Raw genomic sequence first — 23,829 nt, forward strand, 5'->3', positions numbered from 1 at the left:
GATGAGCGACGAAACGGTAAATAGCGGCGAAGTTGCGCCGGAAAAGGACGAAGCCCGCCACGCCATGAAGATGGCGAAGAAGAAGACCGCGCGCGAGAAGATCATGGCGACGAAGACGGACGAAAAGGGTCTGATCATCGTCCACACCGGCAAGGGCAAGGGCAAATCGACCGCCGGATTCGGCATGATCTTCCGCCACATTGCCCACGGCATGCCCTGCGCCGTCGTGCAGTTCATCAAGGGCGCCATGCACACCGGCGAACGCGACCTGATCGAGAAGCATTTCGGTGATCTCTGCCAGTTCTACACGCTCGGCGAAGGCTTCACCTGGGAAACGCAGGATCGCGCCCGCGACGTGGCCATGGCTGAGAAGGCCTGGGAAAAGGCCAAGGAGCTGATCCGCGACGAGCGCAACTCCATGGTGCTGCTCGATGAAATCAACATCGCGCTGCGTTATGATTACATCGACGTCGCCGAGGTCGTGCGCTTCCTCAAGGAAGAAAAGCCGCACATGACGCATGTGGTCCTGACCGGCCGCAACGCCAAGGAGGACCTGATCGAGATTGCCGATCTGGCAACCGAGATGGAACTCGTCAAACATCCCTTCCGCTCCGGAATCAAGGCGCAGAAGGGCGTCGAATTCTGATGGCACAAAGCTGGCAGTTGTGGGCGTTGCTTTCAGCCGCGTTCGCGGCGCTCACTGCCATCTTCGCAAAGGTCGGTGTCGCGAATGTCAATTCCGACTTCGCGACACTTGTCCGCACGGTCGTGATCCTCGTGGTGCTCGTCGGCATCGTCGCCGCGACCGGGCAATGGCAAAAGCCTGCGGAGATTCCGGGGCGCACATGGTCGTTTCTCGCCCTTTCCGGCCTTGCCACCGGCGCCTCCTGGCTTGCTTATTTCCGCGCCCTGAAACTCGGCGATGCCGCTCGCGTCGCCCCGATCGACAAGCTCTCGATCGTCTTCGTCGCCATGTTCGGCGTACTTTTCCTCGGCGAGAAGCTCAACCTGATGAACTGGCTCGGCGTCGGCCTGATTGCCGCCGGCGCGTTGCTGCTCGCGGTATTCTAACGCCCCGCGCTTAATCAGACGCGAGCTGTATCACTTGGATTACTGTATGATTTTGGCCATCCTCGCCACGGTTGGGACCGTCGTCACCCTCGTTCTGTTCCCGGGATCGGCCTCGACAGTCGCGGAATGAGCATAGGCACCCTGCTGGCATAATCGGGATAATCGGAAAAGGTAGCCCGCAACACCCGTTCTTCATTGAACATTCGCCGGAATTGGAACGCGAAGTGGGCTGCGCCAACCACGAATGCCGCAAGCGACCAGTTGGCGATCAGAAAGCCCACTGCACTGACGGCTTCGGCGGCATAGAGCGGATGCCGAACGATCGCGTAGGGGCCGCCAGTGACCAATTCTCGCGCGGTCGCCATTATGGAAAATGAGCGACCGAGCCAAAACAGGCAGTAGATGGACAGCGCGAATCCGACTGCGACAAGAACAGTGGAAAAGAGCAGCAGACCTGGTCCGATCGAGCCCCCGGGTAAGACAGGGATGATCATGAGGATGAATGTGCCGGCGAGAGCACTTAGCCGCGGCTCTGCGCCTTCTGCATTTCGTCGCGACGGCAGGCGGATCAACGTAAGACACACGACCATACAAAGGAACAGCAGGCCCAGGGCGCGCGAAGTAAGAGCCAGCCCCCAATAATCGGTGGTCTCGCGATGGTTGATCATCACCATGATCGCCGCGCCCTGTCGGACGGCGAAGAAAAAGAAAACGACAATGATCAAACCCTTGCCGATCAGGTCTTCGAGCCTGTCGCTCATCAGCGTGCTTTCTCCGAGATTTGCGCCTCAGATGTCGATGCTCGGTGTGTTTGCATCTTGATCGGATAGGCGAGTTGCTGGTGATAAAGTGGCGGTACCGGCTCATCGGTGCCATAGGCAGTCGGCATTCGCGAGGGCATGTAGAGCGTGCCCGCCAACACGTCGATGAATGACAACTGCCCCGCGAAATTCTTGTCAAATGCCTGGCGCTCGTTCGCATGGTGCCAGTGGTGGAACTGCGGCGAGGCGAACAGCCATTTCAACGGGCCGAGACTGATCCGCGTGTTTGAATGGATCAACAGCGATTGCGCTTGGTAGAGGAGGGCATAGATCGCGACTGCGGAGCCCGAGAATCCAAGCGCAAATATCGGCAAAAGCGAGGCAGTCATCGTCGCGATCTGGTCTACCGGATGGACGCGATGTGCGGCAAGCCAGTCCATTTCCTCAATGCTGTGGTGGATCGCGTGGAACTTCCACAGCAAGGGAACGGCGTGGAAAGCTCGGTGCGCGAGGTAAAATCCCAAGTCGGCGATCAGGATCACCTCGATCGCCTGGAGCCAGATCGGTTGCGCTTGCACATAGGCCGGCAGGCCTTGTTCCGGAATCATCACCCGTATGGCGATCATCAGCGAGCCAACGACAAGGAGCAAACCGAGTTTGATCAGGATTCCGTTGAAGAACAGGTAGATCACGTCGTTGAGCCAGTGCCTGCGGAACACCTTCTGTTCCGGATGAAGCGGAAGCAGTCGCTCCAGAGGAATGAAAATCAGCGCGATGATCATGATCGACTTCAGGCCTAGCAATTCCATCATCGCGGATGACCCGGAGCTTGTCTCAAGATGTGTGCAGAGAAAGAATTCGAGAACAGAAGAACCGCCGCGATAGATAGATAGGCGTCCACGACGTGGTGCCAGCCGAAGTACGCTGAACTAGCGAGCATCAGTGCCGCAGAGGCGAGAAGCCCTGCGGTACGGCGTATGCGGAGGAGAAGGCGTATGCGGAGGAGAAAAAGCACGTCAGGGGTGGCGCCAGCCGCAGCAATGCTGGGCATCACACAACCCCCGGCAAAGTAGCTCGCCCCAGCCTCGGTCATCGTTTTGAGTCCCCACTCGAAGGCAATAGAACCACGGCACGCGAATCGCGGCAAGCTCAGCCTTTCGGATTAGTTAACCGCTCGAGTGGTGGCGGAGGTCGGCGAGTCTGGAGGGCGACCTCACATGCCGAGCCAGATCCGTAGCGGATGCGCCGGGTCGGCGAGCAGCCGGATCGCCAGCGCGATCGAGGTGATGACGAGCAGCGGCTTGATGATCTTCGCGCCCTTCGCCATCGCGAAGCGCGAGCCGACCTGGGCGCCGAGGAACTGACCGGCGCCCATCGTCAGGCCGACCTTCCAGAGCACCACGCCATAGGCAAGGAAAACGAAAAAGGCGCCGAGATTGGAGCCAAAGTTCAGGAACTTCGTGTGGGCGGTCGCTTTGATGATACCGAAGCCGCCGAGCGTGATGAAGCCGAGCATGAAGAAGGACCCGGTGCCGGGACCGAAGACGCCGTCATAAAAGCCGATGAGCGGTACGAAGGTGAGGGTGAAGGCGAACTTCGAGATACGGTGGTGCCTTTCGACCTCGCCGAAGTTGGGCTTGCAACCGAAATAGACGGCGATGGCAATGAGCAGAAAGGGCAGAACGGCCTTGAGCGCGTCGGCGGGAACGACCGTCGCGAGCAGCGCGCCGAGGACAGAGCCGAGCGCCGCCATTGCGGCCATCGGCAGCTGCTCCTTCAGGCTCACATGGCCATATCGCGCATAGGCGAGGCTGGCGGAACCCGAACCGAAGAGCGATTGCAGCTTGTTGGTGCCGAGCGTTTCGAGCGGCGGAATGCCCGCGATCAGCATGGCGGGAATGGTGATCATCCCCCCGCCGCCGGCGATCGAATCGATGAATCCCGCAATGAAGGCGGCAGCGAAGAGGAAGAGCAGGATGTGAAGGGCGAGATCGTGCACGGAAAGCTCGGGAAGCGGAGTGGCAGCGGAGTTGTTTCCGCCTTGTGTCAGAGCTGGCGGGGAAATGCAAAGGGTGAGGGTGTCCGTCGGCTCAGGCAGACGCAGAGTCTTCCGCGCCGATTACGACACGTGGATGGCGCAATCCGGTTTGACCGGCCGGATGGGCTCCGGTAAAAATGACAATCATGCGACGGCGTCCGTTTCGAGCGGACTGTAAGAGCGTCCGGTGCGGCCGACCCATGCAGGGGGCCCGATCCGGTGCTGTCCAGACCGGTGCGGGTATCTGCCCAGGCCGGCGCTTCGTATGGAACGCCGACCGCTGCATGCATTCCCGGATGGCTCGGGAAGCCGTGCAGCAAATCAAGGAGCAGCTTGCGTATCGAGGCGGATGCGCGGCGCTGCAGGGGAGCCGCACAGCAGATGCTTTCGGTCAATGGACCAACCGTCACCACCACCAAGCTTGTCCTTGGCCTCGGCTGCGAGCGGAACGCCGCGCCTGAGGAAGTGATCGCGCTTGCCGAACGGGCGCTTGCCGAAGTCGGTGCCGGCAAGGAAGAGATTGAGCTTGTCGCCTCGCTTGATGCCCGCGCCGAGGAGGCGGCGATCCATGCCGCCGGCCGTCATTTTTCCGTGCCTGTGCGCTTCTTCGACGCCGCGACGCTGGAGGCGGAGGCGGCGCGATTGCAGAATCCCTCGGAGATCGTTTTTGCCCATACCGGCTGCCACGGCGTGGCGGAAGGCGCGGCACTTGCCGGAGCAGGTCTGGATGCAATTCTGATCGTGCCGAAAATCCGTTCGGCCCGCGCGACGGCGGCAATCGCCGGTCCCGCGCGTGATGCCGGCAGGATTGCTATCCGGACGAAGCGCGCGGGGGCCACCTGATGGCGTTGTCCAGTGATCGGCGGGTGCCCTTTGATGAGCAGATTCAATTCTCTGTCGTCGATTTCTATGAAAATAAATTACCTGCCTTGCGGGTTGAATCAGGTCTGCAGTCCCGCAGGACCTCAAGGATTATGCAATGACGGATGCACTTTTCGCCGGCCTGCCCGAACTTGAACCCGGTTGCGTCTGGCTGGTCGGCGCCGGCCCGGGTGACCCTGGCCTTCTGACGCTGCACGCCGCCAATGCCCTGCGCCAGGCGGACGTTATAGTCCATGATGCGCTGGTGAACGGCGATTGCCTGAAGCTCGCGAAGCCCGGCGCAACGCTCGAATTTGCCGGAAAACGGGGCGGCAAACCCTCGCCAAAGCAACGCGACATCTCGCTGCGCCTCGTCGAACTGGCGCGCGCCGGAAATCGCGTGCTGCGGCTCAAGGGCGGCGATCCCTTCGTCTTCGGCCGTGGCGGCGAGGAAGCGTTGACGCTCGTCGAGCATGGCATTCCGTTCCGCATTGTTCCCGGCATCACCGCCGGCATTGGCGGTCTTGCCTATGCCGGCATTCCGGTGACGCATCGCGAAGTCAATCATGCGGTCACGTTCCTGACCGGGCATGATTCCTCCGGCGTCGTGCCGGATCGGATCAATTGGGAAGGCATTGCCAAGGGTTCGCCGGTGATCGTCATGTACATGGCGATGAAGCATATCGGCCAGATCGCAGCCAATCTCATCGCCGGCGGTCGCTCGCCAGAGGAGCCGGTGGCCTTCGTCTGCAATGCCGCGACGCCCGATCAGGTGGTGCTGGAGACCACGCTTTCGCGCGCCGAAGCCGATGTCGCGGCCTCCGGCCTCGAGCCGCCGGCAATCGTCGTCGTCGGCGAGGTCGTTCGCCTGCGCGCGGCTCTCGACTGGCTGGGGGCACGTGATGGCCGCGTGCTCGCGACCGATCCCTTCGCGAACCGCGTTCTCCGGGATCGCGCATGAGCGGTCTGTTGATTGCTGCCCCGAGCTCCGGCTCGGGCAAGACGACGGTGACGCTCGGGCTGATGCGGGCGTTGAAGCGGCGCGGCATCGCCATTGCGCCCGGCAAGGCGGGGCCTGACTATATCGATCCCGCCTTCCACACCGCGGCAAGCGGTGAACCCTGTCTCAATTATGATCCCTGGGCGATGCGCTCCGAATTGCTTGTCGCCAATGCTGCGCAGGCGGCCGCCGACGGGCGTAGGCTTGTGGTCGAGGCGATGATGGGTCTTCACGATGGCGCCGCTGACGGCACCGGGGCGCCGGCGGACCTTGCCGCGACGCTCGGCCTTGCCGTGATCCTGGTCGTCGATTGCGCCCGTCTGTCCCATTCGGTCGCGGCGCTGGTTCGCGGTTACGCGGACTACCGCGACGATATCCGCGTCGTCGGCGTCATCCTCAACAAGGTCGGCAGCGATCGCCACGAGATGATGCTGCGCGATGCGCTCGAGCGTGCCGGCGTGTCGATCTTCGGCGTGCTTCGGCATGAGGGCACGCTGAAACTGCCAGAGCGTCACCTGGGACTGGTGCAGGCGGGCGAGCACGGGAGCCTGGAGCCGTTCATCGATCATGCCGCGGATCTCATCGAGACCAATTGCGATCTCGATGCCATTCTGCGCGCCGCAGCACCACTGCCGCCACAGCCGGCGAAAGCCGAAACCACGACGCTGAAACCGCTCGGCCAGCGAATCGCCATCGCCCGTGATGTCGCTTTCGCCTTCTACTATGCGCATCTCGTTTCCGGTTGGCGCGGGCAAGGCGCGGAAATTTCCTTCTTCTCGCCGCTTCAGGACGAAGCGCCCCAGAGCGGCGCCGATGCCATCTATCTGCCCGGCGGCTATCCCGAACTGCACGCCGAAAAACTGGCCGGGGCGACGCGGTTCTGCAAGGCCACGCGGGACGCGGCGGAGGCAGGCGCGCGCATCTTCGGGGAGTGCGGCGGCTACATGACCCTCGGCGAGGGGCTTGTCGCAGCGGATGGCAGGCGTTACGAGATGCTTGGCCTCTTGCCGCTGGTGACCAGCTTTGCAGAGCGCAAGCGGCATCTTGGATACCGGCGCGTCGCGCCGCTCGACAACGCATTTTTCGATGGACCGATGACGGCGCACGAATTCCATTATGCGACGATTGTCTCCGAAGGGGCGGCAGAACCGCTCTTCGCGGTCCGTGACGCCGCGGGTGTCGATCTCGGCCATGCTGGCCTCCGGCGCGGTAATGTCGCTGGCTCCTTCATGCATCTCATCGATCTCGCGGACAGGCGATGACCGCTCCCATCCTTCATGGCGGCGGGATCACCGAGGCCGCCGCGCGTTTCGGTGGAACCCCGGGCGACTGGCTCGATCTTTCGACCGGCATCAACCCGTGCCCGGTTTCTCTGCCAGAGATCGACCCGCACATCTGGCATCGCCTGCCGGACCGCTATGTCGAAGAGGCAGCGCGACTGGCTGCGAGCCGCTATTACCGAACCGGCGATATCATGCCCCTGCCGGTGCCCGGGACCCAGGCGGCAATCCAGTTGCTGCCGCGACTGGTGGAGACGAGCAAGCGCGCCGCCGTATTCGCGCCGACCTATGGCGAATATGCCCGCGTGCTCGCAGTCGCCGGCATAGCGGTCGACTCCGTCGAGCGCGCTGACGATCTCACTGCGGCGCATCGCCTTGCCGTGGTCGTCAATCCCAACAATCCGACTGGTCGGCTCTTCCCGCCGGAGGAAATTCTTGCGATGGCCGAGGCCATGAAAGCACATGGGGGCTTGCTCGTGGTCGACGAAGCCTTCGGGGATCTTGAGCCGGATGCGAGCGTCGCCCGATATGCCGCCGCTTTCGACAACCTCATCGTCTTCCGCTCCTTCGGCAAGTTCTTCGGGCTTGCGGGCCTGAGGCTCGGCTTCGTCGCCGCCGGCGCTCCCGTGCTTAGGGCGTTCGGCGAATGGCTCGGTCCTTGGGCGGTTTCCGGCCCGGCGCTTGCAATTTCCGCGAAACTCATGGAAGGCGACACCGATGCGATCGCGAGAGGCATTCTCGCTCGCAAGGCCGGACTGGACGCGGTGCTCCGCACGGCCGGCCTGAAGATCGCGGGCGGTACGGGGCTTTTCACCCTAATCGAAAATCAGCGCGCCCATGAGCTTCACACCGCGCTCTGCGAAGTGCACGTCCTGACCCGCAGGTTCGACCACAACCCGCACTGGCTCAGGATCGGACTCACCCCGGACGAAAACGGTGATCGGCGCCTCGCCGATGCCTTGCAGCGGACAGGTGTGTAAATGACGGCTGAAATTTTCCTCATCCTCATCGTCGCGCTAATAATCGACCGTCTCGTCGGCGATCCCGACTGGCTCTGGTCGCGCGTGACGCATCCGGTCGTTTTTTTCGGCAAGGCGATCGGGGTTTTCGATCGGGCGCTCAACCGCGGCAGGGCGGGAGCGGGCGCCCTGAAAATGCGGGGCTTGGCGACGATCCTGCTCCTGCTGATGGCGAGCATCGTAGTCGGCGTCGTTCTTAACCGCCTGTTCGGTGCACTGGGTGCCATTGGCTTCCTGCTGGAAGCGTTCCTCGTTGCGGTCTTTCTCGCCCAGAAGAGCCTCGGCGAACATGTCATGCGCGTGGCGGAAGGTCTGCGTCGCGATGGGCTGGAAGGCGGCAGGACGGCGGTGTCGATGATCGTCGGCCGTGATCCGAAGACGCTCGACGAGCCCGGCGTCTGCCGGGCAGCGATCGAGAGCCTTGCTGAAAACTTCTCCGACGGCGTCGTGGCGCCCGCCCTATGGTACGCAGTCGCCGGGCTTCCGGGTCTGTTCGCCTACAAGATGCTGAACACGGCGGATTCGATGATCGGCCACAAGAGCCCGAAATATCTGCATTTTGGCTGGGCCTCCGCACGGCTGGACGACCTTGCCAACTGGCCTGCCGCGCGGCTTTCGATCCTGCTCGTTGCCGCCGGCGCGCGCCTTTATCGCGGCATCGAGGCGGCGCGCAATGCCATCTCCGTTGCCTTGCGCGACCATGGCCTCCATCGCTCGCCGAATTCCGGATGGCCCGAGGCGGCGATGGCGGGCGCACTCGACATCCAGCTGGCTGGGCCGAGGACCTATGGCGGCGTGAGGGTCGACGAGCCGATGATCAACGAACCCGGAAGATCGGTTGCGATCCCGGAGGATATCGACGCCGCCGTATCAGTCTTTTACGGGGCCTGCTCTGCCATGACGCTGGCTTTTGCCGCCGCAGCGCTGGTGGCATTGCTGTTCTGAATTTCTTCTGTTTTGTCTGATCCCTGCTTATATCAGATATGATGACCTCATTGTGGACCGAGCAATGCAAACGCCCGCCGCTCATCATCGCCCATCGCGCCGGTGCGGCTCTCGCCACTGAAAATACTGTCGGCGCTCTCAACGCGGCAGCGGCGGCTGGCGCCGATGCCATCGAGACGGATGTCCGCCGGACAAGGGATGGAGCCCTTGTCTGCATGCACGATGCCGATCTTCGGCGGCTGTGCGGTGACACGCGTGCCGTGGCCGAGCTCGATCTAGCAACACTCCGCAGCCTGCTGCCGGCGGTAATGACATTAAGGGATGCCTTGGCTGCCTCTCATCCGTTGGGTCTTCTGCTCGACGTCAAGCTGACGGGGGAACGGCATCTTTCGCAAATCATCGGCGAAATCGTGTTCATGGACGCGGTCGAGCGAACTCTGCTTGGATTGCGTGACATCGGACTTATCGGTGCCGCGCAGGACATCATGGCGGATATCGCTGTTCTTGCTTTCCTGGAACAGCCAGACTCCGCACCAGAAGCGCGGCGAGCGGGTGCAAGCTGGTTCAGGCTGTGGCAGGGCGATGCGACCGCCGAACGTGCTACCGCCGTGCGTAACGCCGGCATGCGCCTTGCCGTGATGGTTGGTCAGCCGCGGATGGTCCCTCGTGCCGAGTACCCGCCGTTTCCCGTCGGCTTGGTCGATCGGGAAGGGCTTGAACGGCTACGACAGATCGCACCGGACGCGATCCTCCTCGACGATCCGCGCTTGGCCGTGGAAGGTATCTTCAAATAGAGCTTCGATTCGCGGTCCAACGCGCCGTGCTGTTAATCCATACCGGCGAAGCGCATCAGTCGGCCGACGTCGGGCACGATGACCCGCCGGCTGTTCTCGACGCGGATCACGCCGTCCTTGCGCAGCTTGGTGATCTGGCGGCTTACCGTTTCGATGGTGAGACCGAGGTAGTCGGCGATATCGGCGCGCGATAGTGGCAGGTCGAACTCGGTTGCATTGCCATGCTCCGGATCGATGTGCGTGGCGATGAGGTAGAGGAAGCTCGCGACCTTTTCCTGCGCGGTCTTGCGGCCGAGTGTCAGCATCCAGTCGCGTGCTTCGTCGAGCTCCTTCAGAGCCTGCTCGTGCAGCCGATGTTCCAGCCCGGGCGCTTCCGCGACCAGCCGCTCGACGACGGCGCGCGGGAAGGCACAGATATCGATGCCGGTTGCCGCTTCCGCGCTCAGTGCGCTCTCGCGCGTGAAGGGCCTGCCCATGAAGTCGGGTGCGAACTGCAGTCCGACGATCTGCTGGCGACCGTCGGAGAGCATCTTGCTGAGCTTCACCACGCCGCGAATGATGTTCGCATAATTGTTGGTCGCTTCGCCCTGGCCGACCATCTCACTGCCCGGATCGATGCGTCGGCGGGTCGAATGGCGGCTGAGTTCGGTGAGCTGACTTGGCGTGAGTGTACTGCAGACGCCACCGTGGCGCGCCTCGCATGCAGCGCAGACGAACGGGATGTCCGAATTATGGATGTCCTTGCGGCTATGTTCGCTGACGATTTGCAATTCTTCCGTGCCCCACTGTGTAACAGCGTCCTTTGCGCTTTGATAAGACGCGCGGCGCTGAAGGAACCAAAGAGGATTGAAGTTCTCAAATCAAGAGTTGACAGGTGCCAGTTCCGGAACCGCGAAACTATGTCTCAGATGAAATTGCGAAGTGTCAATTTTTCGGAAGTTGGCGAGTATACTTGATCAAAATCAAAGGCTGTCGCGCTACTCTCGCTTATCTCTTCTTCACCCTTCTTGGAGAGAAAGATGGAAGACGCACTCGTTCTGAAATATGCGGCGGCGGTGCCGCGCTACACCAGCTACCCAACCGCGCCGCACTTCTCCGGAGAAATCGGCAATGCGGAATACGAGAGGTGGCTCGGTGCGATCGGCGAGGGCGACAGCCTGTCGCTCTACGCGCATATTCCCTATTGCGACCGCCTCTGTTGGTTCTGCGCCTGCCATACGAAGCACACGCTGCGCTACGAACCCGTGGCCGCTTATCTGGCGGGCCTCCACAAGGAAATAGAGGCTGTCGGCAACCGGGTGACGTCGGGCGCACGCGTGACCGCGCTGCATCTCGGCGGCGGTTCGCCGACACTCGTGCGGCCTGATGATCTTATCGCGCTGAAGAACCGCTTCTCGCGGCATTTTAGCTTTGCCGAGGATTGCGAGATCAGCGTCGAGATGGATCCGAACGATCTCGACGAGGCGCGCCACGATGCCCTGGCGGCGATCGGCATGACCCGGGCGAGCTTCGGCATCCAGGATTTCGATCCGGTGGTGCAGAAGGCCATCAATCGCATCCAGACCTACGAGCAGACGCGCGATGCCATCGAGGCGTCGCGGGCGCGCGGCGTGCGTTCTGTCAATTGTGACGTGCTCTATGGTTTGCCGCATCAAACCATGGCAACGCTCGAGCGGACCATCGAAGCCGTTCTGTCGCTTGAGCCCGATCGCGTTGCGCTGTTCGGCTATGCGCACGTCCCGTGGATGAAAAAGCATCAGCAGATGATTCCGGAGGCGAGCCTGCCGGACGTCGTCGCCCGCTATGCGCAGATGGCGCGGGCGAAGGAGATGCTCGTCGCCGCCGGCTACGAGGCGATCGGCATCGACCATTTCGCGCGACCATCTGACTCGCTCGCTGTCGCCAGCCGGGAAGGGCGGTTGCGGCGCAATTTCCAGGGTTATACGGACGACACGGCCGAAACGCTGATCGGCCTTGGCGCCTCGGCGATCGGTCAGTTCCGCGAGGGCTACGTGCAGAACATGCCGGCGACCGGGGAATATCTGCGCCAGGTGGAGCAGGGCGGCCTTGCGGCTCTTCGCGGCTACGCCCTGACGCCGGAGGATCGGCTGCGGGCGCGGGTGATCGCTCTCGTCATGTGCGAGTTCGGCTTCTCCTTCGCTCGCATCGAGGAGGAATTCCCGGCGCTCGCCTCATCGGTCATCGACGAGGCACGGCTGTTCCGTGCGCGCGACACCGATGGCCTCTCGACGATCGAGACTGGCGCCTTCAAGCTCACGGCGCGCGGGAGGCCCTTCGCCCGTTCGGTCGCCGCCGTCTTCGACGCCCATCTTTCGAACGGGCGCGGCCGCCATTCGGTCGCCGTTTAGCAACACCGTTTTTTTAATCGCCACGGCAATCACCACGGCAAAAGCCAAGAGGCATTGGCTTTTGCCGTGCATTTTTCTATAGGGATCGCCAAGACTCGATTTTCATGAGGTATGCGCGTGACAGCAACATTCGACAAGGTCGCCGATATTATTGCGGAAACCAGCGAGATCGATCGCGAGACGATCAAGCCGGAAAGCCACACGATCGATGATCTCGGCATCGACAGCCTGGACTTCCTCGACATCGTTTTTGCGATCGACAAGGAATTCGGGATCAAGATCCCGCTCGAGCAGTGGACGCAGGAAGTCAACGAAGGCAAGGTCTCGACCGAGGAATACTTCGTGCTGAAGAACCTCTGCGCGAAGATCGATGAACTTCGGGCTGCCAAAGCGGGATGAGGAAAAGTGTGAAGCGGTTTTCCGCCCGCATTCCGCTTTACTTTGTTGAAATCGATCACGTTTATGATTTTGGTTTTTCAAACCAAAAGCACGTGATCTAGAGCCTGATTGACCTTCCGCTGACGCGGTTCGTTCCGTTTCCCGATGCCGCCTGTCGCGTCCCGCGCTTGACAGGCGGCATCGGCGTTTTTACTTGAGCCCGAAACCAACGGGGGTCAGCCTTCATGCTCCTTGAATACTTTCAGATGATCGACCGCGTCGAAACGGTCGATCTCGCGGCGGGTCGCCTGACGGCACGATCCGTCGTTCCGGAAAAGAGCCCCGTGTTCGAGGGGCATTTTCCGGGTTATCCCCTGGTTCCAGGCGTGCTCCTGATCGAGACCATGGCGCAGGCCTCGGGTTTCCTCGTGCTTGCCGCGACGAAATTTGCGGCGATGCCCTTCCTGATGTCGGTCGACGGCGCCAAGATGCGCTCCTTTGTAGAGCCTTCCACCGAGCTTGAGATCGAGGCGCTGCTGGAGCATGAAGGATCCGGCTTTGCCGTAACAAAGGCGAAGATCACCTCGGGCGGCAAGAAGGTATGCGATGCCCAGCTGAAGCTGAGGACGATGCCGTTCGATCAGGTGCCGCTCGGCGATATCGTTCGGAAGCGTGCCGAGGAACTGGGACTGATGGCCGCGACGGCCGGTTCGGAGAACTGAAGATGACGAAATCCGCAAACGATGTGGTGATCACCGGCGTCGGTATCGTGACGAGCCAGGGCGTCGGTGTTGATCCGCATGTCGCGCTCTTGAGCGCCGCCGAGCCGCCGAAGGCGCGCATCGAGACCGAACGCTTCGCCCCCTATCCGATCCACCCGCTGCCGGAGATCGACTGGTCGCAGCAGATCGCCAAACGCGGCGACCAGCGGCAGATGGAGAACTGGCAGCGCCTCGGCGTCTTCGCCGCGGGCCTCGCGCTCGACGATGCGGGCCTGAAGGACAATCTCGAAGCCTGCGGCAGCATGGACATGATCGTGGCGGCCGGCGGCGGTGAGCGCGACATCAACGTCGACTCGCTGATCGTCGACGAGGGCCTGAAGCGCAACGATCGGGAGCAGCTCCTGAACGAGAAGCTGACGACGGAGTTGCGTCCGACGCTCTTTCTTGCACAGCTTTCCAACCTGCTCGCCGGCAATATTTCCATCGTCCACAAGGTGACGGGCTCGTCGCGCACTTTCATGGGCGAGGAGGCGGCCGGCATTTCCGCCTTTGAAACCGCCTTCGCCCGCATCAAGGCCGGCCAGTCAAGCCACACGCTCGTCGGCGGCGCGTTTTCGGCCGAGCGAATGGACATCATACTGCTGATCGAAGCCATCCAGGGCCATGCCCTCGGCGACTGGCACCCGATCTGGTCACGCAAGGCTGAGGATGGCGGCGGGTTGATCCTCGGTTCCGTCGGCGCCTTCCTAGTTCTCGAATCCCGCCAATATGCCGAGGCGCGGGGCGCCCGCATCTATGCATCGATCGAGGCGATCGGTGGCGATCGCGGCAGCCGCCAGGACGGCCGGCTGGAGGCGCGTCTCTCCGATCTCGCGGCACCGGCAGCGGCCTTCGAGCCGCAGTCGACCGTCGTCTTTTCCGGCACCAGCGGCTTCCACGATCTCGCCCGGCGCGAGAAGGCGTTTCTCGAAACGAAGCTCGCCCACCGGCCCGTTCGCGCCTATGGCGGTATCGTCGGACACGGCATCGAGGCGCAGTTTCCGGTGGGGCTGGCGCTCGCGGCGCTCTCTCTCGGCCACGCCGCAACGGTTCCGCCCTTCGATCCCGAGGCGGAGGCCGCGATGACGGCGCCGGCAAAGACGGCGATCGTGACGACCATCGGCCACGCCCGCGGCGAAGGCATCGCCGTGCTTTCCGCGGAATAAGGGGGCTCGCACCATGAGCAAGGCATATACGGATCATCTCGGCCGCCCGATCGTCGCCGTTACCGGCATGGGCGTCATCACCTCGCTGGGCCAAGGTCTCGAAGACAACTGGGCGGCGCTGACCGGCGGCGTTTCCGGCATCCACAAGATCACCCGTTTCCCGACCGAGGGGCTTTCGACGCGCATCAGCGGTACCGTCGATTTCATTGAACTACCGGCGGAAAATGCGGTCGAGCGCTCCTATGCGATGGCGCGCGAAACGACGCTGGAGGCGCTGGCGCAGGCCGGTCTTTCCGGTGATTTCAACGGTCCGCTGTTCCTGGCCGCCCCGCCGATCGAACCGGAATGGAGCGCTCGCTTCGAGCTTGCGGACCGTTCGCCGCCGTCCGAGCGGCCGGGCGACGCCTATAACCGCTTCCTCGCCGCGATGCGGCAGAAGGCGGATCCGGTGTTTCACGAGGCGGTGCTTTTCGGTTCTATCTCGGAACGCCTTGCCGACCGCTTCGGCACGCGCGGCCTGCCGGTGACGCTTTCGACGGCCTGTGCTTCCGGCGCGACGGCGATCCAACTGGGCGTCGAGGCTATCCGCCAGGGCCGCACCGACCGGGCGCTGACGGTCGCAACGGACGGCTCGGTCAGCGCCGAGGCGCTGATCCGCTTCTCGCTGCTCTCTGCGCTCTCGACCCAGAACGACCCGCCCGAGAAGGCTTCGAAGCCCTTCACCAAGGACCGCGACGGCTTCGTCATCGCGGAAGGCGCTGCGACGCTGGTGCTGGAATCCCTGGAAGCGGCTCTTGCCCGCGGCGCGCGCATCTACGGCATCCTCAAGGGCTGCGGCGAAAAGGCAGACCTTTTCCACCGTACGCGCTCGTCGCCGGATGGTGGCCCGGCGATCGCGACGATCCGCGCAGCGCTCGAGGACGCCGGCATCGACGAGACCGGCATCGGCTATATCAATGCCCATGGCACCTCGACGCCGGAAAACGACAAGATGGAATACCTGTCGATGTCGTCCGTCTTCGGCGAGCGCCTGCCGACGATCCCGGTTTCCTCGAACAAGTCGATGATCGGCCATACGCTGACGGCCGCTGGTGCTGTCGAGGCGGTCTTCTCGCTCCAGACCATGCTGACCGGCACCCTGCCGCCGACCATCAACTACCAGAACCCCGACCCGGCGATCGTTCTCGATGCCGTGCCGAACGTGAAGCGCAGCCAGCAGGTAACTGCCGTGCTGTCGAACTCCTTCGGCTTCGGTGGTCAGAACGCCAGCCTTGTCATGACCGCCGAGCCGGCCTAAGCCCCGGCCCACAACGAACAGAGCGGGGTGAGGAAAAGTGTGAGCGGTTTTCCCGCTCCGCATCCCCGCTCAAAACTTTTAGAATCGATGCCGCCCTCGGCAAAGGAAAGACCATGCGCGCCCTGCAACTGCTCGATGACCGCAAGCTTGAAATCACCGACCTTCCGGAACCGGAAGCGCCCGGTCCCGGTGAAGTCACGCTTCGCGTCAAGGCCGTGGCGCTCAACCATATCGACGTCTGGGGCTGGCGCGGCATGGCCTTTGCCAAGCGCAAGATGCCGCTGGTAATCGGCGCGGAAGCCTCTGGTGTGGTCGAGAGCATCGGTCCCGGCGTCGCCAATGTTCTGCCCGGCCAGCTCGTCTCGATCTATGGCGCGCGCACCTGCGGGCTCTGCCGTCCCTGCCGCGAGGGGCGCGACAATCTCTGCGAACATGTAGGCGGCGTGCACGGCTTCCACCTCGACGGTTTCGCGCAGGAACTGGTGAACCTCCCGGCGCGCCTGCTCGTTCCGGCGCCTCCGGGCGTCGATGCCGTCGGTGCGGCGCTGGCACCCGTCACCTTCGGCACGGTCGAACACATGCTCTTCGACAACGCCAAGCTCGAACCCGGGGAAACGATCCTCGTCCATGCCGGCGGTTCCGGCATCGGCACGGCCGCGATCCAGCTTGCCAAGAAGATCGGCTGCACGGTGATCACCACTGTCGGTTCGGATGACAAGATCGAGAAGGCGAAGGCACTCGGCGCCGATCATGTCATCAACTACCGCACGGACCGCTTCGAGGGCGTGGTGCGCAAGCTCACCAGGAAGAAGGGCGTCGACGTTGTCTTCGAACACGTGGGCAAGGACACCTGGGCAGGCTCGATGCTGTCGATGAAGCGGGGAGGGCGTCTCGTTACCTGCGGCTCGACGTCCGGCGTCTCGACCGACATGAACCTGATGATGCTCTTCCAGCAGCAGTTGAAGCTGCTCGGCTCCTTCGGCTGCCGCATGGAAAACATGGCGAACGCCATGCAGAAGATGGGTCGCGGCCTCGTGCATCCGGTGATCGATACCGAAGTCGGCTTCAACGATATCGACCGGGCGCTGGAACGGATGGAAACGCGACAGGTCTTCGGCAAGATCATCCTTCGGATGGACTGAACACGTGCGGATGCTGATTGCGCGGCTTGTGCTGGCCGCCAACCATTTTCGGCAATGGCTGATTGCGCAGTTCGTGTTCCTGCTGCTGACGGTGCTTAAGCTCTTTCCGCCGGACACGGCGATCAACTTCATGGATCGTGTCGCCCGGTGGATCGGCCCGAAGACCGGGCGCTACAAGCTGACGCTCACCAATCTGCGTAATGCCTTTCCGGAAAAGAGCGAGGCGGAGCTCGAGGAGATCGCACTCGACAGCTGGGGCAATATGGGCCGGATGGCAGCGGAATACGTCTTCCTCGACCAGCTCTTCGATTTCGACCCTCATCGGTCGGAGCCGGGCAGGGTGGAAGTGTCGGGTATCCCGCTGTTCCTGGACTTGCGCGACAACCCGCGGCCCTTCATCGTCTTCACGGCCCACAGCGGCAATTTCGAGATGCTGCCCGTCGCGGGCTCAGCCTTCGGTCTCGACGTCACGGTCCTCTTCCGCCCGCCGAACAACCCCTACATGGCTGATAAGGTCTTCGAGTTCCGCAAGGCGCGGATGGGCAATCTCGTGCCGTCCCATGCCGGTTCTTCCTTCGCGCTTGCCCGTCAGTTGGAGCGCGGCGGTGGTGTGGGCGTTCTGGTCGATCAGAAGTTCCGCAAGGGTTTGAAGACCAGGTTCTTCGGCAGGGACGTGCAGACCAATCCGCTGCTGGCCAAACTCGTGCGCCAGTTCAACTGCGAGGTCTATCCCGCCCGCTGTATCCGCCTGCCTGGCGGTCGCTTCCGGCTGGAGCTCGAACCGGCGATCACGATTCCCCGCAGGGCCGACGGCAGCGTCGACGTCAATGCTACGGCCCAGATGCTGAACGACAAGGTAGAGAGCTGGGTGCGCGAATATCCGGGCCAATGGCTCTGGTACCACGACCGCTGGAACATCAAGCGTAGCCTCTAAACGCGCCCCGCTAGCCCATCCAAAGCGCCGCCTTGTTGCGTGCCGCGCGTTCCCGCGCGATCTGCATGGCAGCGGCTGCGCCACCGGGGTCGCCGGCTGCGGACAAGAGCACCGCCCGCGACTTCGCCAGCAGCGGCTCGAACTGGGCCTCGCCAAAACGCGCCGCCCTTTCATCGTGCCGGTCCAGCAGCGCGCGTGCTTCGTCGAGCCGCCCGACGGCCACATAGGCGTCGGAAAGCAGGCTTGCGAAATAGGCCTGCCAGTTCTCGAAGCCGGTCATCGCCCAAAGAGCGGAGCCTTCCTCCATCTGGTGGATACCGGTATCGATCGCGCCCCGTTTCGCCTTCGCCCAGCCTTGGCAGATCATCGACATGGCGACCATTTCGGGAAAGCCCTGACGGCCGGCGAATTCGATGCCTTCTTCGCTGTAACGGGATGCCGTCGGCACATCGTCGCGCAGCATGGCGGTTACGAAGTTGGCGAGCAGTGCGAAGCCGTAAACGTGCGGACGCTTGACCAGCTTTGCGAGTTCGAGCGCCGCCTTTGCATGCTTCGCACCCTCGGCGGTCTTCCCCATGACGGTATGCGTCAGGCCGAGATAGAACCGCCCGAAGACGCCGAATTCCTTGAGGAAGCGCATGTAGAACTCGCGGTGTAGCGCGCGATCATAGCGCGCGACGGTGGCGCTCAGGTGTTCGAGCGCAGCCGGATTATCGCCGCGATGCCAGGCGACGAGGCCGCGCATCGTATGGGCGGCGAGGTAGGCCGCATCCGATGGTTCCGCGTCCAATATCGCGAAAATCTGGTCGTTTACCCGGTCCGCCTCGGCGAGCCTGCCACACGCCCAGTCATGCAAGGCCGTGTTATAGATGACGGGAACCAAGTTGTCGGGTTTGTTCTGACGGCGCAGCAACTCCAGCGCACGCGCCTGGGCGGCGCCAAAAGCGGGGTTGCCCGGGCCGCGGGTCACCATGAGCGTCGGACCTTCGATCGCCCGCAGCCGCAGTTCAACGTCGTCGCGTTCGTCGCCTGCCGGCAATTGCTCCGTCGCCGCCAGACCACGGGTGATATGCGCCAGCGCCTCCGCCGCGCTTCCTTCTCCGGCCGCCGCCATCGCGGCCGTCAAGCGCCATTCGGCTGACTCCCTGTTGCGTCCGGCGGCAAGCAGGTGATCGGCCAGCACCTCGGCAGTGATCCGGCGCCCACCCTTGTCCGCGAGCATGGCGTCGGCCACGAGGCCGTGCAGCCGGCGTCGCTCGGCCGTGCTCAACGATCCGTATACCGCATCCTGCACCAGGGCATGTTTGAAGATCGCCGCCGGCTGGCTTCCGGATGCCGTTCCCCTATGAGCGATATCGGCGGCTTCGAGCGTGGCGAGCGCCTTGTCGAAGGTGGTCCGGCCGAGTGCCGACAGGGAGCGGACCAGTTGAAGGTCGAAGACGCGCCCGACCGTGGCCCCGATCCTCGCGACCTTCTGGGCATGGGGATTGAGCCGGTCGAGCTTGTTCTGCACGAGCCCGCCAAGAGTCATGGGAACGTCGCGCCGCACCTTCTGACCTTCGGCCTTTTCTCGCCCGCCGAGGTTTTCCGCAAGCATGGAGGCGTATTCCTCGACGAAGAGCGGGACGCCATCGGATTTTTCGACGATGACGTGCAGCGTTTCCTCGTCCATGCCGGCAGCAAGGCCGGTCGCCTTCGCGAGTTCGACGGACTGTGCATCGGTCAGCCGCTCCAGTTGCACGACTTCGCCCAGTGCACTCAGCCGTCCCGCAAACGGGCCCTCCGGCCGGGTCGTGGTCAGCACGGTGCAGGCATGGTCAGCGGCGTTCCTGACCAGATTTTCGAGGAATTCCGCAGAGGTGGGGTCGATCCAGTGCACGTCCTCGAAAACCAGCAACAGCGGGTGCCCGGGCACGGCCGTGCTGAACACCTTCTTGGACAAGATCTGGAAGGCCATGCGCCTCTTGAGGAGGATGCCGATATCGGCATTCGCTTCCTGCTCGGGGCCGCTCGACGCAACCACGTCCATCAGCACCGCGGTTTGTTCCTCGTCCGTCTGCCAGGCCGATTGGAAAAGCCGCCGAAGCTTGTCGCGCCGGACGTCCCGTGCATCGTCGGCATTCACACCGGACACCCAGTCGAGATAGTCCTTGACGGGATGAAGCGATGAAAACTGGTGGGCGGGCGAGCATTGCAGAGACAGAAAGCGAGCGCTTTCCATGACTCGATCGCGCCGCAACACGTCGATCAGTCGCGACTTGCCGATGCCGGGTTCGCCGACGAGAACCGCGGCTCCACCCGACCCGCCGGCGGCGCGCGCCATCAATTTGCGCAACAGGGCGAGCTCTCGGTCGCGGCCGACGAGCGGCGTGCGGCGCTCGCCGCGCAACGCCTCGAAACGGCTGAGGCCCTTGCGCCGTCGCGGCCGCAGTCTGAAGACGACCTCCGGCTGCTCGAACCCCTTCAGGTCTTGCGGACCGAGGTCCTCGAATTCGAATGCCTTTCCCGCCAGCTTGCGTGTCGCGGCGCAGACGACCGCCGTATTCGCGGAGGCGAGCGTCTGCAGTCGTGCCGCCTTGTTCAGACAGGCGCCGACGACGTTCTCGCCGTAGTAGTCGCCCGGCTTCTGATGAATGATGACACGCCCGGTCGCAATGCCGATCCGCGCCGCAAGCCGGGCACCCGCCAGCTTGCGGTTGAGTTGCTCAAGGTTCTGAAGGATCGTCCAAGCGGCCTGCACGGCCCGCAGCGGATCATCCTCCGTGCCGCGCGGATAGCCGAAGTAGCTGATGACGCCATCGCCCAGATAGTTCGCCACCGTGCCGTCCTGCGTCCGCGTCGCCTCCGTGCAGAGGTTGTGATAGATGCGCAGCAAGTCGCTGAATGCCTCCGGCCCGTGTTCCTCCAGGAGAGCGGTCGAGCCAACGAGATCGGCGAACATCACGGTCAGTTGCCGGTGCTGCGAGGGCATGTCGGAGGGCTCCGCCGGTCCCTGTGCGATCAGCGCGCCGAGCCGGTCGCCCGGGTGCCTAGTGGACGTCGACATGTTCTTGAACGAAGACGTCGTTGCCGGCGGCGGCGTCGAAGGCACTGAGGGCAAACATGATCAGCATGTCGTAGTCGAGCGCGACCGCATCCTCATTGTCGTTCTGCGGTTTTGACCCCGGTCTGTTCTGAAACCAGCGCGCCCACATCTCCGAGCCGGGCGGATACATCGGAAAAAGCGTTCCTTCGCGCGGAAAGGCCTTGTTCGGAGAAGGATACAGGTTTGCGACGAAGGGAAACTGCGCGGTGCCGTGGCAGCTGAGACAGGAGGAGGCCCGCTGCATCGGGACCCGGCTGCCGTCGGTCAGAAGCACATTGTGGCGTTCGGAGACGTCGATCGGACCGGAAAGCCGGCCGCCCCAGCCGAGCGAAGAGAGCGCATAGGCGGGCGCCTTCTGATTGATCCATGTCTCTTGCAGGGGGCCGCCTTTCGGGTCAGTGCCGTTCGGTTCACGTGCGAAAGCCGGGTCGTTGCCCCACATGGCGCCAAGCGGCACCAGCTTGTCCCAGGCAGTCGCGCCCGGGGCATCCTTGTCATAAACGTAGGTGACGAAGACCCAGCCGGTCTGCGGGGAGGCGACCGTGTCCTTCACGATGATATCGAACTGCAGCACCCGGAGCGGCACGACCACCGCCTTGGCGTTGGTGTAGGGATTGTAGTCCGGCCCCTGAAGCGACTCGACGGTCGGACGATAGACATTCCATATGCCGGAGCCCTCGACGACGGGCCATTGCTCCGGCGTCGGCGTCACCGCCGCCGCCTTGACCACCATCCCGCCCTCCGGGAACGACACCGCCGTTCGATTTGGCCTGAACGGATCGGCCCAGAGCTTCTTCAGCATCGTGGCGGAGAGGGCATCGTAATAGATGACCGTATGGTTCTGCATATTGACCGTCAGGCCAGAGTCCTGGAACGTCCCTTGAGTGATTATCTGCCCGGAAAACGAGCCGAGGATGGCTTCCTGCCCGCTCTCCGGATCGACGACGCCGTTCGGGCCAGCGGTGCCAGCGCCCTGCCAGATCATTCCATACCAGCCATTCGCGGCCGGATCCCAGGTGTCCGGCGCATCGATCATCGCCCGCATGTTCGGCTCGACGAAGGCCTTGAGCTTGGCAACATAGTCGCCGGCATTTTCGATGTTCAGCGGCATGCGTGGCGCAACCGCGAACCACTTGTTTCCGGCTGTTTCCGGATAGTTGTAGTTCAAGCTGCGGTAAGGGCCGCTCCATTCGCTCGCCGTCGGATAGAGACCGTTGTTCGAGGCGTAAGGGTCCGTTGCGGATGCCGGCAGGGACCACAGGGCTGCCGGGAGAAATATCGCTAGCGCCGAAATCCGAATGCCAAGCCGATAAAGTCCCCGCATCATGCGTGCCCCCTCGATCCGGATATGATCCCGAATTGCAATGTATCACGGAAGATCACGGGCGCCAGCAGCGATCTTCAACTGGAGGAGTTAGTCCGAGATTGTCGCTCTGCGCTCTCGATTCTGGCTGCCGGCTCGCTACTCGACTGTCCTTCGACGGTCCCCGAGCCGCTCATTGCCTTGATTCGAAAATGCTTGAAGCGCGCGCTTTCTCGCTGTTGAACGATGCCGCAATGAGTGTAAACTCATCGTTGTGGTACGGGGGCTGCTGCAAGCGCCGTGGGTGACAGGCGCACTGCAGTTTTGGGATCGAGGGGAAATCATCAAAACCCGGATATCGTCTGCGACATTACCGTCTAGCTTGAAGTGCATCGACGCGGCATTGCCGTGGGGAATGGGGATTCGAATTGAACGCACTGATTGAACTGTTCTGGTTCAAATATTCGCAGTTGCAGTATGCCGTGAGCGTGGCTGACGAACACCTGATCGGCATTCTGGATCGTGAGCTTGATCCTATCCTGAGCGCGGTTTACGACGAGAAGGCCGCGAGCGTGGAAGACGCCCGGCTGCAGTTTCAGTTCCTGGTCGACATCCTGCGTGCCGAGGCGGACGACATGTCCTGCGTGCTGCGCCATTCGCACTTGCTTCAATCGCTGATCGATCGCTATTTCGCGGCGACGGGGGTGGCGGACCTCGCCGGTCTCGACCTCGACCGTCGGGCAATATTGCCGAGCAAGGGGCGCGCAGACGAGGGATTGCTCAACGAGGCGATTCTCGACTGCTTTCCCGACCGGATCGCCGTCATCACGCCGGATTACCGCTATCTCTACACCAATCCCTTGAATGCGAATCATCTCGAAAGCAGGCCGATTGATCTCATCGGCCGGCACATCGTCGAGTTCATCGGCCTCCAGCGCTTCGAGCAACGCGTGAAGGCCCATCTTGACCGCTGCTTCGGCGGCGAAGTCGTCGACTACACCTTTGCCAAGACCGTCGACGCACGGACGGTGGTGGTTCGCTGCCGCATGACGCCATGCCTGTCGAGCAACGGCAAGCTGATCGGCGCAATCCTGGTCATACAGGAACATGCCGACCGGCGCAGGGCAATTGCGGCCTGAGCGCTTAAGGGTAGGACCGTAGCGCGCCGATGTCGGCGTCGTGCTTCCGGGAAATCGATAATCCGCGCTGAGAGAAACGCAAGGCGGCGCGGTCGATAATGATCGACTTCGATCCTGAGCCGCAGCGCCGTCGATCAATGGCGCTGCTGCAAGGCACAGCGAGGCAGTTGTTGACGGCGTGATCACCGGCTGCGATATCTGCGCTTTCGGATTTCAAGGGCCGTACTGGGTTTACAGGCTAGCCATCATAGTGACCTGAAAATGCGGCCTCGGCTGACCTGACGACCACCGCAATGTCCACGCCCTTCGTCACGATTGTGCCGCTTGCGCGAAGGTCGGTCACTGTCTTGAGCCCCCCTGCCTTGGGCGGATCGAGAGGCACTACGCTCCCGGCATCCAGATCGACCACCCAGAGACCTTCTTCACCCGCTATGCTAATGACGATAACTCTAGCCATTTGCTTTATTTCCCCGGTTGCAGATTTGC

Annotated in this window: 23 protein-coding genes; 16 read left to right on the forward strand and 7 right to left on the reverse strand. The window is 62.8% G+C overall.

What is annotated here, in order from left to right; translation table 11 throughout:
• The first annotated feature begins 1 nt into the window (after position 1).
• Positions 2-646, forward strand: a complete 645-nt coding sequence (gene cobO / locus ILFOPFJJ_RS22865; protein WP_173512845.1) for a cob(I)yrinic acid a,c-diamide adenosyltransferase — start codon at positions 2-4, stop codon at positions 644-646.
• A complete protein-coding gene (locus ILFOPFJJ_RS22870; protein ID WP_173512846.1) occupies positions 646-1,071 on the forward strand; it encodes an EamA family transporter in 426 nt (141 codons plus the stop codon). Before cobO ends, ILFOPFJJ_RS22870 begins: the two co-directional genes overlap by 1 nt.
• 83 nt (positions 1,072-1,154) lie before the next feature.
• Here the strand turns inward: ILFOPFJJ_RS22870 and ILFOPFJJ_RS22875 are convergent, their stop codons facing one another.
• The 3 genes from ILFOPFJJ_RS22875 to ILFOPFJJ_RS22885 all read right to left on the reverse strand — a co-directional run bounded on the left by ILFOPFJJ_RS22875 (position 1,155) and on the right by ILFOPFJJ_RS22885 (position 3,831).
• Positions 1,155-1,832, reverse strand: a complete 678-nt coding sequence (locus ILFOPFJJ_RS22875; RefSeq protein ID WP_173512847.1) for a methyltransferase family protein — start codon at positions 1,830-1,832, stop codon at positions 1,155-1,157.
• Positions 1,832-2,644, reverse strand: a complete 813-nt coding sequence (locus ILFOPFJJ_RS22880) for a sterol desaturase family protein (RefSeq protein WP_173512848.1) — start codon at positions 2,642-2,644, stop codon at positions 1,832-1,834. Before ILFOPFJJ_RS22880 ends, ILFOPFJJ_RS22875 begins: the two co-directional genes overlap by 1 nt.
• A gap of 401 nt (positions 2,645-3,045) precedes the next feature.
• Entirely contained in the window at positions 3,046-3,831 is a 786-nt protein-coding gene (locus tag ILFOPFJJ_RS22885) for a TSUP family transporter (RefSeq protein ID WP_173512849.1), read from the reverse strand.
• Positions 3,832-4,251: 420 nt separating this feature from the next.
• Here ILFOPFJJ_RS22885 and ILFOPFJJ_RS22890 point away from each other — a divergent pair, with 420 nt between their 5' ends.
• The 6 genes from ILFOPFJJ_RS22890 (at position 4,252) to ILFOPFJJ_RS22915 (ending at position 9,769) form a co-directional block, all read left to right on the forward strand.
• The gene (locus ILFOPFJJ_RS22890; protein ID WP_173512850.1) at positions 4,252-4,713 is read left to right on the forward strand and encodes a cobalamin biosynthesis protein; all 462 of its coding nucleotides are present in this window, start codon (positions 4,252-4,254) and stop codon (positions 4,711-4,713) included.
• Between the two features lie 136 nt (positions 4,714-4,849).
• A complete protein-coding gene (gene cobA / locus ILFOPFJJ_RS22895) occupies positions 4,850-5,692 on the forward strand; it encodes a uroporphyrinogen-III C-methyltransferase (protein ID WP_173512851.1) in 843 nt (280 codons plus the stop codon).
• Positions 5,689-6,993, forward strand: coding sequence for a cobyrinic acid a,c-diamide synthase CobB (locus ILFOPFJJ_RS22900; protein WP_173512852.1), 1,305 nt, complete (start codon positions 5,689-5,691; stop codon positions 6,991-6,993). Before cobA ends, ILFOPFJJ_RS22900 begins: the two co-directional genes overlap by 4 nt.
• On the forward strand, positions 6,990-7,991 hold the full coding sequence (cobD, locus tag ILFOPFJJ_RS22905; protein WP_173512853.1) for a threonine-phosphate decarboxylase CobD: 1,002 nt from the start codon (positions 6,990-6,992) through the stop codon (positions 7,989-7,991). The genes ILFOPFJJ_RS22900 and cobD overlap by 4 nt, the downstream gene beginning before the upstream one ends.
• Positions 7,992-8,975, forward strand: coding sequence for an adenosylcobinamide-phosphate synthase CbiB (gene cbiB / locus ILFOPFJJ_RS22910; RefSeq protein WP_173512854.1), 984 nt, complete (start codon positions 7,992-7,994; stop codon positions 8,973-8,975).
• Between the two features lie 41 nt (positions 8,976-9,016).
• Positions 9,017-9,769: a glycerophosphodiester phosphodiesterase gene (locus ILFOPFJJ_RS22915; RefSeq protein ID WP_312032729.1), complete on the forward strand. Its 753-nt coding sequence runs from the start codon at positions 9,017-9,019 to the stop codon at positions 9,767-9,769.
• Positions 9,770-9,801: 32 nt separating this feature from the next.
• Here ILFOPFJJ_RS22915 and ILFOPFJJ_RS22920 read toward each other — a convergent pair whose 3' ends face one another.
• Positions 9,802-10,539 carry a Crp/Fnr family transcriptional regulator gene (locus tag ILFOPFJJ_RS22920; protein WP_173512856.1) on the reverse strand — a complete coding sequence of 246 codons (738 nt, stop codon included), beginning with the start codon at positions 10,537-10,539 and terminating at the stop codon, positions 9,802-9,804.
• Positions 10,540-10,788: 249 nt separating this feature from the next.
• Between ILFOPFJJ_RS22920 and hemN the strand changes: the two genes are divergently transcribed.
• The 7 genes from hemN to ILFOPFJJ_RS22955 all read left to right on the forward strand — a co-directional run bounded on the left by hemN (position 10,789) and on the right by ILFOPFJJ_RS22955 (position 17,816).
• A complete protein-coding gene (hemN, locus tag ILFOPFJJ_RS22925) occupies positions 10,789-12,138 on the forward strand; it encodes an oxygen-independent coproporphyrinogen III oxidase (protein WP_173512857.1) in 1,350 nt (449 codons plus the stop codon).
• 111 nt (positions 12,139-12,249) lie between these two features.
• Positions 12,250-12,537 carry an acyl carrier protein gene (locus ILFOPFJJ_RS22930; RefSeq protein ID WP_010969581.1) on the forward strand — a complete coding sequence of 96 codons (288 nt, stop codon included), beginning with the start codon at positions 12,250-12,252 and terminating at the stop codon, positions 12,535-12,537.
• A gap of 224 nt (positions 12,538-12,761) precedes the next feature.
• Positions 12,762-13,238: a 3-hydroxyacyl-ACP dehydratase FabZ family protein gene (locus tag ILFOPFJJ_RS22935; RefSeq protein WP_173512858.1), complete on the forward strand. Its 477-nt coding sequence runs from the start codon at positions 12,762-12,764 to the stop codon at positions 13,236-13,238.
• Positions 13,239-13,240: 2 nt separating this feature from the next.
• Positions 13,241-14,443, forward strand: a complete 1,203-nt coding sequence (locus ILFOPFJJ_RS22940) for a beta-ketoacyl-ACP synthase (RefSeq protein WP_173512859.1) — start codon at positions 13,241-13,243, stop codon at positions 14,441-14,443.
• A gap of 13 nt (positions 14,444-14,456) precedes the next feature.
• The gene (locus ILFOPFJJ_RS22945; RefSeq protein ID WP_173512860.1) at positions 14,457-15,740 is read left to right on the forward strand and encodes a beta-ketoacyl-ACP synthase; all 1,284 of its coding nucleotides are present in this window, start codon (positions 14,457-14,459) and stop codon (positions 15,738-15,740) included.
• Between the two features lie 113 nt (positions 15,741-15,853).
• Positions 15,854-16,882, forward strand: a complete 1,029-nt coding sequence (locus ILFOPFJJ_RS22950; protein ID WP_173512861.1) for a zinc-binding dehydrogenase — start codon at positions 15,854-15,856, stop codon at positions 16,880-16,882.
• A 10-nt stretch (positions 16,883-16,892) separates the two neighbouring features.
• Positions 16,893-17,816 carry a lipid A biosynthesis lauroyl acyltransferase gene (locus ILFOPFJJ_RS22955; RefSeq protein ID WP_173513328.1) on the forward strand — a complete coding sequence of 308 codons (924 nt, stop codon included), beginning with the start codon at positions 16,893-16,895 and terminating at the stop codon, positions 17,814-17,816.
• A gap of 10 nt (positions 17,817-17,826) precedes the next feature.
• Here the strand turns inward: ILFOPFJJ_RS22955 and ILFOPFJJ_RS22960 are convergent, their stop codons facing one another.
• Positions 17,827-20,862 carry an AAA family ATPase gene (locus ILFOPFJJ_RS22960; protein WP_173512862.1) on the reverse strand — a complete coding sequence of 1,012 codons (3,036 nt, stop codon included), beginning with the start codon at positions 20,860-20,862 and terminating at the stop codon, positions 17,827-17,829.
• Complete coding sequence (locus ILFOPFJJ_RS22965) at positions 20,846-22,228, reverse strand: hypothetical protein (protein WP_173512863.1); 1,383 nt, start codon at positions 22,226-22,228, stop codon at positions 20,846-20,848. Before ILFOPFJJ_RS22965 ends, ILFOPFJJ_RS22960 begins: the two co-directional genes overlap by 17 nt.
• Before the next feature lie 404 nt (positions 22,229-22,632).
• Between ILFOPFJJ_RS22965 and ILFOPFJJ_RS22970 the strand changes: the two genes are divergently transcribed.
• Positions 22,633-23,343, forward strand: coding sequence for a PAS domain-containing protein (locus ILFOPFJJ_RS22970; protein WP_173512864.1), 711 nt, complete (start codon positions 22,633-22,635; stop codon positions 23,341-23,343).
• A 238-nt stretch (positions 23,344-23,581) separates the two neighbouring features.
• Here the strand turns inward: ILFOPFJJ_RS22970 and ILFOPFJJ_RS22975 are convergent, their stop codons facing one another.
• Positions 23,582-23,800, reverse strand: coding sequence for a hypothetical protein (locus ILFOPFJJ_RS22975; RefSeq protein WP_173512865.1), 219 nt, complete (start codon positions 23,798-23,800; stop codon positions 23,582-23,584).
• Positions 23,801-23,829 lie beyond the last annotated feature (29 nt).

It is taken from the genome of Sinorhizobium psoraleae, from assembly GCF_013283645.1.
Taxonomy (GTDB): Bacteria; Pseudomonadota; Alphaproteobacteria; order Rhizobiales; family Rhizobiaceae; genus Sinorhizobium; species Sinorhizobium psoraleae.